This is a genomic window from Pseudomonas sp. H11T01 (genome assembly GCF_048515765.1).
GTDB lineage: Bacteria > Pseudomonadota > Gammaproteobacteria > Pseudomonadales > Pseudomonadaceae > Aquipseudomonas.
Window position 1 is genome coordinate 1 of record NZ_JBLYED010000017.1, and the last position, 15,222, is coordinate 15,222.

Consider the following 15,222-nt stretch of genomic DNA (forward strand, 5'->3'; position numbering starts at 1 on the left):
ACACCCTTGCCTCTGGCTAACACTTCCCCTTGCCGGGTGTGTAGAGGACTTTCACCTCCAAGTCACCAGCGTGGCCACCACAGCCAAACTGGTTGCGCTTACGCGCAACGCGCCATGCCTGGCGCACCAGCAAAAAGCCCGCACTTGGCGGGCTTTGTGTTTTACAGCCTGTTTATGCCTTCACGCTCAGCTTCTTCAGTTCTTCGCTGCGCAGTTCACGGCGCAGGATCTTGCCCACGTTAGTGGTTGGCAGCGCATCGCGGAACTCAACGGCTTTCGGCACTTTATAGCCGGTGACGTTGGCGCGCATGTGTTGCATCACCTGCTCCTTGGTCAAGGTCACGCCCGGTTTGGCGACGATGAAAATCTTGATCGCTTCGCCCGACTTCTCGTCCGGCACGCCAATGGCTGCGCACTGCAACACGCCCGGCAAAGTCGCCAGCACGTCTTCGAGTTCGTTCGGATAGACGTTGAATCCGGAGACCAGAATCATGTCCTTTTTGCGATCGACGATGCGCATGTAACCGTCTGGCTGGATGATCGCGATATCGCCGGTCTTCAACCAGCCTTCGCTGTCGAGGATTTCGTCGGTGGCTTCCTGACGCTGCCAGTAACCCTTCATGACTTGTGGACCCTTGACGCACAGTTCGCCCACTTCGCCCAGCGGCTGTTCAACGCCAGCGTCATCAATGACTTTGCACAGTGTGGACGGAACCGGAATGCCGATGGTGCCGATCTGGATGTTCTGGTTCGGATTGACCGTCGCCACCGGACTGGTTTCGGTCATGCCGTAACCTTCGCAAATGGAGCAACCGGTCACCGCTTTCCAACGCTCGGCAGCGGCCAATTGCAAGGCCATGCCACCAGACAGGGTGATTTTCAGCGCCGAGAAGTCCAGCTTGCGGAATGCCTCGTTATTGCACAGGGCCACAAACAAGGTGTTCAAGCCGACAAAGCCGCTGAATTTCCAGTTCGACAATTCCTTGACCATCGCCGTCAGATCGCGCGGGTTGCTGATCAGGATGTTGTGGTTGCCGATGAGCATCATCGCCATGCAATGAAAGGTGAAGGCATAGATGTGGTACAGCGGCAGCGGTGTGATCAGGATTTCACAGCCTTCGTTAAGGTTGGAACCCATCAGCGCCTTGCACTGCAACATGTTCGCCACGAGGTTGCGGTGGGTGAGCATTGCGCCCTTGGCCACGCCCGTGGTGCCGCCGGTGTATTGCAATACAGCGACATCGCTGCTGGTCGGGTTCGCATCGGAAACTGGTTTGCCGCGGCCTTTGCTCAATACGTCGTTGAACTTGATGGCCTTGGGCAAGTGATAGGCCGGGACCATCTTCTTCACATACTTGATGACGCTATTGACCAGCAGGCGCTTGAGTGGCGGCAGGAGGTCGGCCACTTCGGTGACGATGACATGCTTGACCGAGGTCTTGGGCACCACGGCTTGGGCCAGATGCGCCATGTTGGCCAGGCAGACCAGCGCTTTGGCACCGGAGTCGTTGAATTGGTGTTCCATTTCCCGCGCGGTGTACAGCGGGTTGGTGTTGACCACGATCAGACCAGCGCGGATGGCACCAAACACGGCGATCGGGTATTGCAACAGGTTCGGCAACTGCACGGCGATTCGATCGCCCGGTTGCAAGTCCGTATGCTGTTGCAGGTAAGCGGCAAAAGCGCCCGACAATTCATACAGCTCACCGTAGGTGAGCGTCTTGCCGAGGTTGCTAAAGGCCGGTTTGTTGGCAAAGCGTTGGCAAGATTGCTTCAACACCGCCTGAATATTCGGATACTCGTCTGGATTGATATCGGCAGCAATCCCGGCAGGGTACTTATCCTTCCAAAAATTTTCGATCATGGAAGCCCACTCCTCAGCAACGCGAATTCATCATCGCATTTGATGCGATTATTATTGGTGTTTGTTTTTTATGGGTGTCTCTTTGTTGGTGAGTCTGGCTTTTTACTTAGGCCGAGAAGTCACAAAGCGGGCCGAGAGTAGCAGCTTTGCCAAGGGCCGACTAGAGCCAAAGAAGGCTTGGATGGTCATAAAGATGACTCTGTAAAACTCTACGGTCACTTTTAGAGCAAAAATTCTATAAACCCGTTAATCGCTCTAATCCGGGCGTTACAGCCGTTTTTTTTCGGTAAAAAAAGAGTGGGATCGAATCGATCCCACTCCCTACCTACAAACCCATCACGCAATATCGCGCAACTCCCGTCGCAGGATTTTGCCCACCGGCGTCATTGGCAACGAGTCACGCAGCACAATGTGTTTTGGCACTTTGTAGCCGGTGAAGTTTTCCTTGCAGTAAGCCTTCAGCTCCTCAAGGCTGACACCCGACTCGCGCGCAACCACAAACAACTTCACCGCCTCCCCCGAACGCTCGTCAGGCACACCGATTACCGCACAGTTGGCGACTTTCGGGTGGGCCATGACCACGTCTTCGATTTCATTCGGATACACGTTGAAGCCCGAGACGATGATCATGTCTTTCTTGCGATCGACGATACGCACGAAACCGTCCGGATCGATCACCGCGATATCGCCGGACTTGAACCAGCCTTCGGCATCCAGAACTTGCGCCGTGGCTTCCGGTTGTTGCCAATAGCCCTTCATGATTTGCGGGCCTTTGATACAGAGTTCGCCGCGCTCGCCCAACGGCTGCTCGACGCCGTCGTCGTCAATGACTTTCAGGGTGGTACCCGGCACTGGAAGCCCCACGGTGCCCAGTCGTGATTTGTCGCCGTAAGGGTTGGTGCAAGCGACCGGCGAGGTTTCGGTCAGGCCGTAACCTTCGGTAATCCGGCAACCCGTGAGCTGCGCCCAACGCTCGGCGGTGGCCTTGACCAACGCAGTCCCGCCGGAATTGGTGAGCTTCAGGCTGGAGAAGTCCAGGGTCTTGAAATCCGGGTGTTCCATCAACGCGACGAACAAGGTGTTAAGCCCGAGCAACGCCGAGAAGCGCCAGTTTTTCAGTTCTTTGATAAAGCCGGCGATGTCCCGCGGATTGGTGATCAGCACGTTGTGGTTACCGGTCACCATCATGCACATGCAGTTCGCGGTGAAGGCATAGATATGATAGAGCGGCAATGGCGCGATCATCACCTCCTGGCCTTCCCGGAGCAGTGGCTGGCCATCGGTACCAAGCTGGGACAGACATGCACGCGCCTGTTGCATGTTGGCAACCAGATTGCCATGAGTGAGCATCGCACCCTTGGCCAGGCCCGTGGTGCCTCCGGTGTATTGCAGCACCGCGATATCGTTGAGGCTGACGGTTAAAGGCTTGATGCCATGACCACGGCCCAGACGCAGCGCGCTCTTGAATGAAATGGCCTGGGGCAGGTTGTAGGCCGGCACCATCTTCTTCACTTTGTCGACCACGGTGTTGATCAGCCAGCCCTTGGCGGACGGCATCAGGTCGCCCATCTTCGCTTCGATCAGGTACTGGATATCCGTATCGGGCAGTACTTCCTGGACTTTCTGGCCGAACATATTCAGGTAGACCAGCGCCCGGGCGCCGGAGTCCTTGAACTGATAACGCATCTCACGCGGGGTGTACAGAGGATTGGTATTGACCACGATCAACCCGGCGCGCAACGCCCCGAACACAGCAATCGGGTAATGCAGGACATTGGGCATCTGCACCGCGATACGGTCGCCCGCGACCAGATCCGTGTGCGCTTGCAGATAACCGGCGAAGGCTGCGCTGTAGCGCTCCAGCTCAGCGTACGTCAGGGTCACACCCATATTACTGAACGCCGGCCGGTCAGCGAACTTCTTGCAGGAACGCTCAAAAACCTCGATCACCGACTTGTAGGCACCCAGATCGATATCCAGGGGAACGCCGGCCGGGCGTTTGTCATTCCAGAAATCAGGTTGCATTGTTCTTGTCCTCTTTACCTGAGCGTATCCGGGCCGCATCTCTGTTTTATGAAAGGCGGGACTCTCCGGACGTTAGCAGCTATGGCGATTCAGGCAAATATGCGCACGAGTCTCATTGATAGCGTGAATCTTGTTCCTGAGGCACGCCCTGATCAGGCGTCAATCCTTTGATGAGCTATACAATGCAACGACCCCGTGCAAAGGAATCGCCATGATCCACGACACTTTCTGGCTGACCGCGAGTGACCGCAGCCGCCTTTACGTCAACCAGTGGTTACCTGAAGTACCGCTCAAGGCGTTGATCCTGCTGGCCCACGGCATGGCCGAACACAGTGGTCGCTACGCTCGCCTGGCCGAAATACTCTGCGCTCAAGGCTATGGGCTGTACGCCCCGGATCTGCGCGGGCACGGCAAAACCGCCGAGCACGGCGTGCTGGGGCATTACGCGGACAAGGATGGCTGGCGCAAAGTGGTCGGCGACCTGGCCTGCCTTAACCAGCACATCGGCCAGCAGCACCCCGGAACGCCTATCGTGCTGCTCGGTCACAGCATGGGCAGCTACGTCGCCCAAGGCTATCTGCTGCACCACAGTGCCAGCTTGCACGGAGCGATTCTCAGTGGTTCAAATTTTCAACCCATTGCGCTCTACCGCGTCGCCCGCCTGATCGCGCGTTTCGAACGTCTACGCCAGGGTGCGACCGGCCGAAGTGCGCTGATCGAATGGATGTCATTTGGATCGTTTAACAAATCATTTAAACCCAATCGAACACCTTATGACTGGCTCAGCCGGGATCCCGACGAAGTCGACAAGTACGTCAACGACCCGCTCTGCGGCTTCCGGTGCACCAATCAGCTATGGATCGACATGTTGGGCGGGTTGCAGCAAATCAGCAAAGCGTCCAATCTCGCTCAGATCGATCCGGGCCTGCCGCTGCTGGTGATGGGCGGCGAATGTGATCCGGTGAGCAACGGCACACGTCTCAAGGACCTCGCCGACGCGCTACGCAGCGCCGGGAACCAATGCCTGCAATTGAATATCTACCCGCAGGCCCGGCACGAACTATTCAACGACAGCAATCGCGATGAAGTGATGAACGATGTGCTGGCCTGGCTAGAGCAAGCCCTGAAGCATCGTCGCCCGCCAAAAACCGAATAACGTTTGTTTAAATCAATTTAGTTAATTTGCTTATTTCGTCACAGGACTTGAGATAGATGACCCAGGTTACCAACACCCCATACGCAGCCCTCGAAGTCGGTCAGACCGCCAGCTACAGCAAAACCGTTGAAGAACGCGACATTCAGCTTTTCGCCGCGATGTCCGGCGACCACAACCCGGTGCACCTGGACGCCGAGTTCGCCGCAGCGACCATGTTCAAGGAACGTATCGCTCACGGTATGTTCAGCGGTGCCCTGATCAGCGCCGCCGTCGCGTGCGAGCTGCCTGGACCGGGCACTATCTATATCGGTCAGCAAATGAGCTTTCAGAAGCCGGTGAAGATCGGTGACACCTTGACCGTACGCCTGGAAATCCTCGAGAAGCTGCCGAAATTCCGCGTACGCATCGCCACTCGAGTGTTTAACCAGCGTGATGAGTTGGTGGTGGACGGCGAGGCCGAGATCCTGGCTCCGCGTAAACAGCAGACCGTGACATTGCCGACGTTGCCGGCGATTAGTATCGGTTAACCCTGTGGCGAGGGAGCTTGCTCCCGCTCGGCTGCGAAGCAGTCGTGAAGCCGGCTGATGCGTTTTACCTGACACCATGCGGTCTCCGAATTGGGACCGCTTCGCAGTCCAGCGGGAGCAAGCTCCCTCGCCACAATGAGCGTCAGCGCTTCAACTATCGACTTCCCTCCTCAACCTGCACGCTTGCGGTCATTCCCGCGCTCAGGTTGACGCCTTCGGGCAGTTTGTCGAGCTTGATCCGTACCGGAATCCGCTGCGCCAAGCGCACCCAATTGAAGGTTGGCTCTACTTGCGCCAGCAGTTGCGTATCCGGCGTGGCGTTGCGGTCGGTGATGCCGCGGCTGATGCTTTCGACATGGCCTTGCAGCGCTTCGCCTGCGCTCATCAACCAGACCTTGACCGGGTCACCGACCTGAATACGCGGCAATTTGGTCTCTTCGAAATAGGCTTGCACGTAGAAGGTTGAATCGTCGATCAAGGCCATCACCGGCTGTCCGGCACTCACGTAGTTGCCTTCAGCCAGACGCAGGTTAGTGATGTGCCCGTTGCGTGGTGCATGCACCTCGCTACGGGCCAGGTTGAGTTCGGCGACCTTCGCTTCAGCCTGAGCCTGGCGCAGTTCACCTCGGGCAATCCCGGCGTTGATCTGCGCGTTTTCCCGTAACTCGGCACTGATCGCCTGCGGCCCCAGGCTCGCGCGGCGGCTGGCTTCATGCTCACGCAAACTGAGTTGCTGCTGACGGGTCTGCACCACCGCTTGAGCCTTCTCCAGTGCGGCTTCGAAACGGTCACGATCAATGCTCAACAGCAAATCGCCAGCCTTCACCTGCTGGTTATCGTAGGCCTTAAGCTCACGCACCCAACCTGAGACGTCCGGTGCGACGATCACGACGTCGGCACGGATCCGCGCATCCCGGGTCCAGGGCGTGATCATGTAGTACTGCCACAGATGGAAGCCGGCAAACACCGCCACAGCCACCAGGCACAGGGTAAAAGCAACACGTACCAATGTACGCATGGGCAACTCCATAAGGGTCCGAGGACGACGGTGATCAAGGTCAATACACAGACGTACAAGGCACAATCGAATAGTGCTTCGTGCCAGATCCAGCGCCCCAACGGCGTCATGCGCAGCACCAAGCGCAACGCCCCTGTCAGCAGCAGCGCCAACACGACATCAATCAGAAACGGACTGAGCAAAATCCCGCCCATTGACCACTCACGCAGCCCCATGGCTTTCCTCCTGTTGGCGACACCAACTGCGCCAGCTGTTTTGCAATTGCAGCACCGCGCCTTGCGCCAGTTTCAGCGCATCGCTGGGCGGTAACGCCTGTAGAGCTTGCAACAATTCAGCGCTGGGTTCGGCCAGTGCGTCGGCGCGGCTACTGGCCGGGCCTTGCTCCAGCACACGTTCCAGCTGCTGAAGATAGTTGCGCTGTTGCCTGCTGATCGGGACTTGTGCCACGGCCAGGCTCAAGCGCAAATGCAGCAGCTCATCGCCGATGTCCAAACCGAGCATACCGTCATCCCAGCGACTGCGAGCCTGCTGTGGCAACTCCGGATAATGCCGCGCCAGTTGCAGTAGACGATCGGCCATGCGCCCGCCGAACCAGCTTTCAGCACCGCGCAAATTGCGCCGGGTCAGACGCACCAGATCATCGAGGGTCGCAGCCAGCAAACGACGAGCGTGCCACGCCGGGTTACGCAGGATCAGCAGATGGAAAGCCAACACCGCCGCTCCCACGCCGAGCAATATTGCCTGTGCACTATTAAGGAAGGTTGCGACGTCAAATATCATCGCGTTCAACGGCGATACCAGCACCACGAAGCCCATGCAAAAGGAGGTGGCAGTCGCACCGATCTGTGGCTTGGCCATGCCCAGCGCACCGAAGAACAACGGCACGCCCATGGCCATGTACAGCATGGGGAAACCGCTCCACTGCGGCAGCAGGATTTCGCTCACAATAAAAGCCACAGGAATCGCCAGCAAGATCCCGCGCAGAAAACTCATGCCGATCTGCGCGCCGTTTTCGCGGCTGGCAAACAGGCTGCAGACCACACAGGTCAATAGCATCGCCCCCGATGCAGCGGGCCAGGCGGTCGCCAGCCAGAAACATGCAACCGTCAAAAAGGCCAGCGCACTGCGAGCACCGAACACCAGCGCCAGCGCAAGGTCGCGGTGAGGTGTCAGGCTGTTGGGTTGCTCACTCGGATTACTGCCCTCCTCCACCGAACGCAATGCCAGCCCCGCTACCAAGGCGGTATCCAGCAGCAGGGCCAAACGTGCTAGACAATAACTTTGTGCCGAACTGATTTGCGGGTCATGGGCGGCGTCCAGCACCCGAGGACGCAAGGCTTGCAAAGTCGGCGCGTCTGAAGCATCCAAAGCCTGCTGCACTTCACTCAACCACGGCGCCAACTGTTCGGCTTCGTGCTCGTCCAGTTGCCGCCATTGCCGACGCACCGAACGGGCGATCCGCAACAGCATCAACAGTTTTTGACTCAAGCCGCTGACCGCCCGCGCGCGCTGGCGACCCTGGCCGCCCTCGAACCAGGCGTGCTCGCGTTGGGCATCCACCGCGACGATCCGCCCGAGAATCTCCAGCAATCCTTTGCGCGCCTGAGCATCGCCGGCCAAGGTTGCACGAGCAGCTTGCAACCCGCTGTGCCAGGCCGTGCGCGCCTGCTCGGCCAGTTGCCGCTCGACCCGCATCGGCCAGAGCAAGGCGCTGGTAGCCGTGGCGCAGAGAATACCAAGGCTGATTTCAGTGCAGCGCGCCACGGCCTGATCGAACACCGTCAGCGGATGCGTCAACGCCGGCAAGGCAATGATCGCCACGGTGTAACCGGCCAGCACAAAGGAATAGGACCAGGCGCTGCGCAGCAAGGTCGAACTGGCTGTGCACAGCCCCAGCCACAGCGCCAGTGCCAGCAGAAATAGCCAGGGCGTTTGGGCAAATAGCCCAATGAACACCACCGACATGATGGTTCCCACCAGGGTGCCCATCAGTCGTGCCAGCCCCTTCTGAACCACCATCCCGGACAACGGCTGCGCAACGATAAACGCCGTCATCAAGGCCCAGGCGGGCTGCTCCAGACCCCAGCGCAATGCAAGCCACAGCGCCAGGCCACCGCCCAGCACGGTTTTGATCGCAAACTGCAGCGCGGGGAGGTTGGGCGCAAGCAGGGCCTGCAAGGTCATACGCACGAAGAGCACCCTTGAAACGACACCGTAACGATAGTCGGGATAAGCATGAGGATAGGAAGGGCAAATTATTAGCTAGCTAACTATTATTAGTCCAGTACTAAATCCAGACCACAAAAAACGCCAGACTGGCTGGCGTTTTTGACATGCTGGCGGGCTTACGAACGGGCGCGAGCCTGATTGCGCAGGGCTTTCACCTGATCATGATTGCGTTGGACGCCGTGGTACTGGCGCTCGACCAGATCACGAATACCCACCAGATTGTGCTTGGTGATTTTTTCCAGTGCGCCTTTGTAAGCCTTCAGCGCGTGGTCTTCACCGCGTTCGGCTTCATTGAGCACCGCTTCTTCATCCTTACCGGTCACCAGCGATTTGAGGTCGACCCAGCGACGGTGCAGATCACCGCTAACGCTAGTTTTAGTCTCCGGATCACCGCCCATCGAACGCACGGCAGTCTGCAGTTCTGCAGCGGCAGTGGCGCAATCGGCCGAACGTTTGACGAACAGCGCTTTGAGCTCTGGATGCTTGATGTCTTCAGCGCAGGTCTTGAAGCCTTCCTGACCGTCCTTGCTGGTCTCGATCAGATCGTTCAGGACCGAAATCGCTTCTTTATTCATGTCAGTCATTTTTCAACTCCTTCCAGGTTGAGAGAGGTGCATTAGGTGCTGCACCTCGCATGCCAGTCTGGATTTGAAACTTTAGTTTTATTAATCAATAAGTTAACTTTTAAATGAAAATCTGTATCCGCGCTATTTGCATGATCTGTCATTTGGCCTGCATGCAGAATGCCTGTATTTTCCAAGGTATTGACTCAAGACGGCTGCACCATGAATCCCGAAAAGCTTGAACTGCTGGTCACTCGCGAAATGCCCTTCGGCAAGTACAAGGGCCGCATCATTGCCGACCTGCCCGGCCAATACCTGAACTGGTTCGCTCGCGAAGGCTTCCCTCACGGCGAACTGGGCGGCTTGCTGGCCTTGATGCAGGAAATTGATCACAACGGATTGTCCGACCTGCTCGACCCACTGCGGGTCAAGCATGGCAAACCCAAACCTCGCCATTGACCGAGTCGTCCCATGCCCGAAAATACCCACCGCGCCCACGACGAAGATTTTTGGCTGACATTCGCTGACCGCTTCGACCTTGAGCCAGGTCCCATCAACCTGGAAAACGGCTACTTCGGTCGCATGAGCCGCACCGTGGTCGATGAATACCAGCGCAATATCGCCTTCATCAATCGCGGCAACTCAGTGTATGCGCGCCAGCGATTCGAACAGGTCGAAAGCGTGCAGATTCGCAGGCAACTGGCCGATCTGTTGGGGGCCGATCCCGAAGCGGTCGCCCTCACCCGCTGCGCCTCGGATGCCTTGCAATCGTTGATCCGCAACTACAACGCCTTGCAACCCGGCGATCAAGTGCTGTTCAGTGATCTGGAGTACGACACGGTCAAAGGCGCCATGCGCTGGCTGGCGCGTAATCGCGGGGTGGAAGTGATTGAGATCGAGCATAGCCACCCCGCCAGCTTCGACAGTTTGCTGGCGACTTACCGGGAAGCCTTCGTGCGTTATCCACGCTTGAAGCTGATGGCGCTGACCCACGTGACCCATCGCACCGGGCTGGTCATGCCGGTACAGGCGATTGCCGCCGCGGCCCGCGAACAGGGCGTCGACGTGATTCTCGACGGTGCCCATGCCCTTGGCCAGATCACGTTCAACCTCGAGGAGCTGGGTATCTCCTTTGCCGGTTTCAATCTGCAGAAATGGATCGGTGCACCGCTGACGCTGGGTTTTGTCTACATCGCCCCGCAGCGCCTGGCCGACATTGATCCGGACATGGGGGAAAGCCACTTCCCGATCACCGACATTCGCTCTCGCACGGCCTACAGCACGCCGAATATTCCGGCGTTACTGACCCTGCCCCTGGTGTTTGAAGAACATCGGGTCATGGGCGGTTCAGCCGCCAAAGGGGCGCGACTGAACTACCTGCGCAATGTGTGGGTGAAAGAAGTTCGCGAGTTATCGGGAATCGAAGTGATGACCCCGGACGACCCGCGACTGTATTGCGGCATTACCTCAATGCGCTTCACCCGGCACGCCGACCAGCAGGTGATGGCCGAGCGGCTGCTCAACGACTACAACCTGTTTACCGTGGTACGTAGCGGTTCGGCGTGCGGTCCGTGTATACGGATTACGCCGGGGTTTACCACGACGGCAGCGGATATGCGGTTGTTGGCGCGGGCATTGATTGAATTGAGCCGTTAGCTCTTCGTTGCCAGTACCATCGTCTTCGCGGGCAAGCCCGCTCCCACAGGTACAGCGGCGCTCTTGTGGGAGCGGGCTTGCCCGCGAAGCAGACGCCGCGGTACATCAGACATAGTCCTTTCTTACAGGCAAAAAAAAACGGCGCACCGACCAAGTGCACCGTAAAGCCGTAGAACAACAACGAATTTAGTAAAACCAATCAGTCCAGCAGCGCCAACGCCTCAGCCGTACATTCCTGGATCCGCGCCCAGTCACCGTTTTTGATCCACTCGGGATCCAGCATCCAGCTACCGCCGACGCACATCACATTCTTCAGTGCCATGTAGCTCTTGATATTGGCCGGGCTAACGCCGCCAGTCGGGCAGAAGCGTACTTCACCGAACGGACCGCCAAGGGCTTTGATCGCAGCCACGCCGCCGCTGACTTCCGCCGGAAACAGCTTGAAGCGGCGATAACCCAATGCGTAGCCTTCCATGATGCCGGAAGCGTTGCTGATGCCGGGCAACAGCGGAATCGGGCTGTCGACGCTGGCTTCGAGCAAGTCGCGGGTGATGCCCGGGGTGACGATGAATTGCGAGCCGGCCGCTTCAGCAGCGGCAAGCATAGAGCGATCAAGCACGGTGCCGGCACCGGTCACCAGCTCCGGACGCTGCTCGCGCAGCAGCTGAATCGCCTTGAGGCCGAACTGCGAACGCAGGGTTACTTCCAGGGCAGTCAAACCACCGGCCGCCAGCGCATCGGCCAGTGGCAGAATGTCCTGCTCACGGGCGATGGTGATCACCGGCAGAATCCGCGCCTTGGCGCAGAGGTCGTCGATCAGGGCAGCTTTGTCCGCCATGGAAACGGTCGGGAGTGTGTTTTTCATAGCGGCTGATCCTTGGCTCATGGGCACCAGTAAATCTCTAACGTAGGTTGCAAAAACGCGCGAATCGGCATTTCGGCGACATCGTCACCGGCCAGTGCGGCACTCAGGGTGGTCAATTTGGATTGACCGGAAATCGATAGAACAGTGACCTTCGCCGACGCCAGCAGCGCGCGGCTCATGCTCAGGCGCTGACGAGGCACAGTCGGTGCCAGCATCGGCCAGCAGCGACGCGAGCTATCAAGCTTCAGTGCTTCGCCAAGGTTCGGACTCTTGGGGAACAGCGACGCGGTATGACCGTCATCGCCCATGCCCAACACCAGCACATCAATGGGCGGCAATTCGGCCAACAAGCGATCTGCCCGCTGCGCTGCTTCTTCCAGGTTCGCTTGAGCGCTGTACAGGCTCAGGAAACGTGCCTGCGCAGCCGGACCTTGCAACAGATAACGTTTGAGCAGGCCGGCATTGCTGTCAGCGTGTTCCACCGGTACCCAGCGCTCATCGGCGAGGGTAATCACCACGTTCGCCCAGTCCACATCCTGCTTGGCCAGGTGCTGGAAAAACGCCACCGGGCTACGTCCACCGGACACCACCAGGGTCGCAGTACCGCTTGCACTGATAGCGTCGCTCAGTTGCTTGGCGACCTTAAGTGCCAGGCCTTCTGCCAGCAGCACCGGGCTGCGGAACTCATGAGCGCTGACGCCCTGAGGCAGTTTGAATTCAGATATCGCCATACCACGACCTCCCATCTCGCGTAATCAATGCAATTGAGCTCATCGGCCCCCAGGAGCCGGCCGCGTACGGCTTGGGCGCATCACCGGATTTTTTCCACCCGGCGATCAACTGGTCACACCACTTCCACGCGGCTTCGATTTCATCTTTACGGACAAACAGGTTCTGATTGCCGCGCATCACTTCCAGCAACAACCGCTCGTAGGCATCGGGAATCCGTGCGCTGCGATAAGTGTCGGAAAAATTCAACTGCAATGGACCGCTGCGCAGTTGCATGCCCTTGTCCAGGCCTTGTTCCTTGGTCATCACGCGCAAGGAAATGCCTTCGTCCGGTTGCAGGCGAATGATCAGTTTGTTGCTGATCTGCAGGCGCTGCTCGGGGGCGAAGATGTAGTGCGACGGTTCTTTGAAGTGGATGACGATCTGCGACAATTTCTGCGGCATACGCTTGCCGGTGCGCAGGTAAAACGGCACCCCGGCCCAACGCCAGTTGCGAATATCAGCACGCAGGGCAACGAAGGTTTCGGTGTCGCTCTGGGTGTTGGAGTTTTCTTCCTCCAGATAACCCGGTACCGATTTGCCTTCGCTGTGGCCGGCGATGTACTGGCCGCGCACCACTTGCGTGGTCAGGCCTTCCGGACTGATCGGTGCCAGTGCCTTGAGCACTTTCACTTTCTCGTCACGGATGCTGTCGGCGGACAGATCGGCTGGCGGGTCCATGGCGATCAGGCAGAGCAATTGCAGCAGGTGATTCTGGATCATGTCCCGCAGTTGACCGGCCTTGTCGAAATAGCCCCAACGACCTTCGATACCAACCTTCTCCGCCACAGTGATTTCCACGTGGGAGATGTAATTCTGGTTCCACTGAGTTTCGAACAAACTGTTAGCAAAGCGCAGTGCGATAAGGTTCTGCACCGTCTCTTTGCCCAGATAGTGGTCGATCCGGTAGGTACGGTTTTCCGGGAAGTACTGCGCCACCGCATCGTTGACCTTGCGCGACGACTCGAGGTCCGAACCGATGGGTTTTTCCAGCACCACGCGGGTGTTCTCGGTCAGACCGACCTTCGACAGATTCTCGCAGATCGCGCCGTAGACTGCCGCCGGGGTGGCAAAGTAAGCAATCACACGCTGCGCACTGCCTGCCTGTTCGGCCAGGGCGACATAATCGTCAGCCTTGAGGAAGTCGACATGCAGATAACTCAGGCGCGCCAGGAAGCGTTCGGCCACCGCTTCGTCGAGCTCCTTGGCATCCACATAACGGCGCAGTTCGGCCCCGATGAATGCCAGATGCTGCTGCTCGCTGCCGGGCTCACGAGCCAGCGCGATAATCCGCGTGTTTTCGTGCAGCAGGCCAGCGCCATCGAGTTGGTACAAGGCAGGAAACAACTTGCGAAGCGCCAGATCGCCGAGGGCGCCGAACAAGGCAAAGGTGCACGGTTCAACCGTAATCGAGGGCATGATGTTTGTTCTTTTATCAAGTTAAGCTACAAATACCTTTTTTTAAGGCATCACTCAAGGGAAAATGTAGTAATAACCACAACATTTACTCAAAATACAGATTCCGAGTGGTGGTAGGTCGAGGCCATCAGTAGGATAGGCCACCGCCAAGGGCTGCTCCAAAGGCCCAATTTGCATAGCCGACCAAGGAAATCCGAATGGACCGCGTGCGAAATCTTCTGGAAACGATCCAGAAACGCCTCGAAGAATTGAACAAGGCTGAACGTAAAGTCGCCGAAGTCATCCTGCTCAACCCGCAGCAGGCGACACGCTTCAGTATTGCCGCCCTCGCCCAGGCCGCTTCGGTCAGCGAGCCGACGGTCAACCGTTTCTGCCGCTCGTTCGGCGTCAGCGGCTACCCGGAACTTAAACTGCAGCTGGCCCAGAGCCTGGCCAGCGGCGCGGCGTATGTCAGCCGTGCGGTAGAGGCCGACGACAATCCTGAGGCCTACACCCAGAAAATCTTCGGCAGCGCCATCGCGTCCCTGGACAGTGCCTGTCAGGCGCTGGACCCGAACCTCATCAGCCGCGCCGTCGATCTGTTGATTCAGGCCCGGCAGATTCACTTCTTCGGCCTCGGAGCTTCGGCACCCGTGGCGCTCGATGCGCAGCACAAGTTCTTCCGCTTCAACCTGGCCGTCACCGCCCATGCCGACGTGCTGATGCAGCGGATGATTGCTTCAGTGGCGCATACCGGCGAGTTGTTCGTGATCATTTCCTATACCGGCCGCACCCGCGAACTGGTGGAAGTGGCGCGCATCGCCCGGGAGAACGGCGCTTCGGTACTCGGCCTGACCGCCGCCGGCTCGCCGCTGGCCAAAGCCAGCACCCTGAGCCTGAACATTCCGCTGCCGGAAGACACCGACATCTACATGCCGATGACCTCGCGGATCATCCAGCTTACGGTGCTCGATGTCCTCGCCACCGGCATGACCCTGCGCCGTGGCGTGGATTTCCAGCCGCACCTGCGCAAGATCAAGGAAAGCCTCAACGCCAGTCGGTATCCGATTGGGGATGAGTTTAGCTAAGTGTGGTGTTCTGAAATGTATTACCAATTTTAGAACCACCCCTCACCCCAGCCCTCCCGGAACGC

At 58.2% G+C, this 15,222-nt stretch carries 13 protein-coding genes and 1 pseudogene; 5 read left to right on the forward strand and 9 right to left on the reverse strand.

What is annotated here, in order from left to right; translation table 11 throughout:
- Positions 1 to 172: 172 nt before the first annotated feature.
- Both fadD1 and fadD2 read right to left on the reverse strand, forming a co-directional pair.
- A complete protein-coding gene (gene fadD1, locus ACN1C3_RS21650; RefSeq protein ID WP_419117801.1) occupies positions 173 to 1,864 on the reverse strand; it encodes a long-chain-fatty-acid--CoA ligase FadD1 in 1,692 nt (563 codons plus the stop codon).
- 336 nt (positions 1,865 to 2,200) lie between these two features.
- On the reverse strand, positions 2,201 to 3,889 hold the full coding sequence (fadD2, locus tag ACN1C3_RS21655; protein WP_419117802.1) for a long-chain-fatty-acid--CoA ligase FadD2: 1,689 nt from the start codon (positions 3,887 to 3,889) through the stop codon (positions 2,201 to 2,203).
- Between the two features lie 211 nt (positions 3,890 to 4,100).
- On the opposite strand from fadD2, the gene ACN1C3_RS21660 reads away from it, so the two are divergent.
- Together ACN1C3_RS21660 and ACN1C3_RS21665 are read left to right on the forward strand one after the other, a co-directional pair.
- Positions 4,101 to 5,045 carry a lysophospholipase gene (locus ACN1C3_RS21660; protein ID WP_419117803.1) on the forward strand — a complete coding sequence of 315 codons (945 nt, stop codon included), beginning with the start codon at positions 4,101 to 4,103 and terminating at the stop codon, positions 5,043 to 5,045.
- 56 nt (positions 5,046 to 5,101) lie between these two features.
- A complete protein-coding gene (locus ACN1C3_RS21665; RefSeq protein ID WP_419117804.1) occupies positions 5,102 to 5,572 on the forward strand; it encodes a MaoC family dehydratase in 471 nt (156 codons plus the stop codon).
- 154 nt (positions 5,573 to 5,726) lie between these two features.
- Here the strand turns inward: ACN1C3_RS21665 and ACN1C3_RS21670 are convergent, their stop codons facing one another.
- The 4 genes and pseudogenes from ACN1C3_RS21670 to ACN1C3_RS21685 all read right to left on the reverse strand — a co-directional run bounded on the left by ACN1C3_RS21670 (position 5,727) and on the right by ACN1C3_RS21685 (position 9,403).
- Positions 5,727 to 6,590, reverse strand: a complete 864-nt coding sequence (locus ACN1C3_RS21670) for an efflux RND transporter periplasmic adaptor subunit (protein WP_419117805.1) — start codon at positions 6,588 to 6,590, stop codon at positions 5,727 to 5,729.
- 11 nt (positions 6,591 to 6,601) lie between these two features.
- Positions 6,602 to 6,805: pseudogene (locus tag ACN1C3_RS21675) on the reverse strand (DUF1656 domain-containing protein); the annotation flags it as partial.
- Positions 6,792 to 8,780, reverse strand: a complete 1,989-nt coding sequence (locus ACN1C3_RS21680) for an FUSC family protein (RefSeq protein WP_419117806.1) — start codon at positions 8,778 to 8,780, stop codon at positions 6,792 to 6,794. The gene ACN1C3_RS21680 and the pseudogene ACN1C3_RS21675, both read right to left, overlap by 14 nt.
- A 155-nt stretch (positions 8,781 to 8,935) precedes the next feature.
- Positions 8,936 to 9,403, reverse strand: a complete 468-nt coding sequence (locus tag ACN1C3_RS21685; protein WP_419117807.1) for a ferritin-like domain-containing protein — start codon at positions 9,401 to 9,403, stop codon at positions 8,936 to 8,938.
- Between the two features lie 201 nt (positions 9,404 to 9,604).
- On the opposite strand from ACN1C3_RS21685, the gene ACN1C3_RS21690 reads away from it, so the two are divergent.
- Both ACN1C3_RS21690 and ACN1C3_RS21695 read left to right on the forward strand, forming a co-directional pair.
- Positions 9,605 to 9,841 carry a DUF3820 family protein gene (locus ACN1C3_RS21690; RefSeq protein ID WP_419117808.1) on the forward strand — a complete coding sequence of 79 codons (237 nt, stop codon included), beginning with the start codon at positions 9,605 to 9,607 and terminating at the stop codon, positions 9,839 to 9,841.
- A 12-nt stretch (positions 9,842 to 9,853) separates the two neighbouring features.
- Positions 9,854 to 11,038, forward strand: a complete 1,185-nt coding sequence (locus ACN1C3_RS21695; RefSeq protein WP_419117809.1) for an aminotransferase class V-fold PLP-dependent enzyme — start codon at positions 9,854 to 9,856, stop codon at positions 11,036 to 11,038.
- A 199-nt stretch (positions 11,039 to 11,237) separates the two neighbouring features.
- On the opposite strand, the gene ACN1C3_RS21700 is transcribed toward ACN1C3_RS21695, so the two are convergent.
- The 3 genes from ACN1C3_RS21700 to zwf are packed head-to-tail and all read right to left on the reverse strand — an operon-like array spanning position 11,238 to position 14,090.
- Positions 11,238 to 11,903: a bifunctional 4-hydroxy-2-oxoglutarate aldolase/2-dehydro-3-deoxy-phosphogluconate aldolase gene (locus ACN1C3_RS21700; protein ID WP_419117810.1), complete on the reverse strand. Its 666-nt coding sequence runs from the start codon at positions 11,901 to 11,903 to the stop codon at positions 11,238 to 11,240.
- Positions 11,904 to 11,920: 17 nt separating this feature from the next.
- The gene (gene pgl / locus ACN1C3_RS21705) at positions 11,921 to 12,634 is read right to left on the reverse strand and encodes a 6-phosphogluconolactonase (RefSeq protein WP_419117811.1); all 714 of its coding nucleotides are present in this window, start codon (positions 12,632 to 12,634) and stop codon (positions 11,921 to 11,923) included.
- On the reverse strand, positions 12,621 to 14,090 hold the full coding sequence (gene zwf / locus ACN1C3_RS21710) for a glucose-6-phosphate dehydrogenase (RefSeq protein WP_419117812.1): 1,470 nt from the start codon (positions 14,088 to 14,090) through the stop codon (positions 12,621 to 12,623). The genes pgl and zwf overlap by 14 nt, the downstream gene beginning before the upstream one ends.
- A 206-nt stretch (positions 14,091 to 14,296) precedes the next feature.
- On the opposite strand from zwf, the gene ACN1C3_RS21715 reads away from it, so the two are divergent.
- Positions 14,297 to 15,157 carry a MurR/RpiR family transcriptional regulator gene (locus ACN1C3_RS21715; RefSeq protein ID WP_191624367.1) on the forward strand — a complete coding sequence of 287 codons (861 nt, stop codon included), beginning with the start codon at positions 14,297 to 14,299 and terminating at the stop codon, positions 15,155 to 15,157.
- Positions 15,158 to 15,222 lie beyond the last annotated feature (65 nt).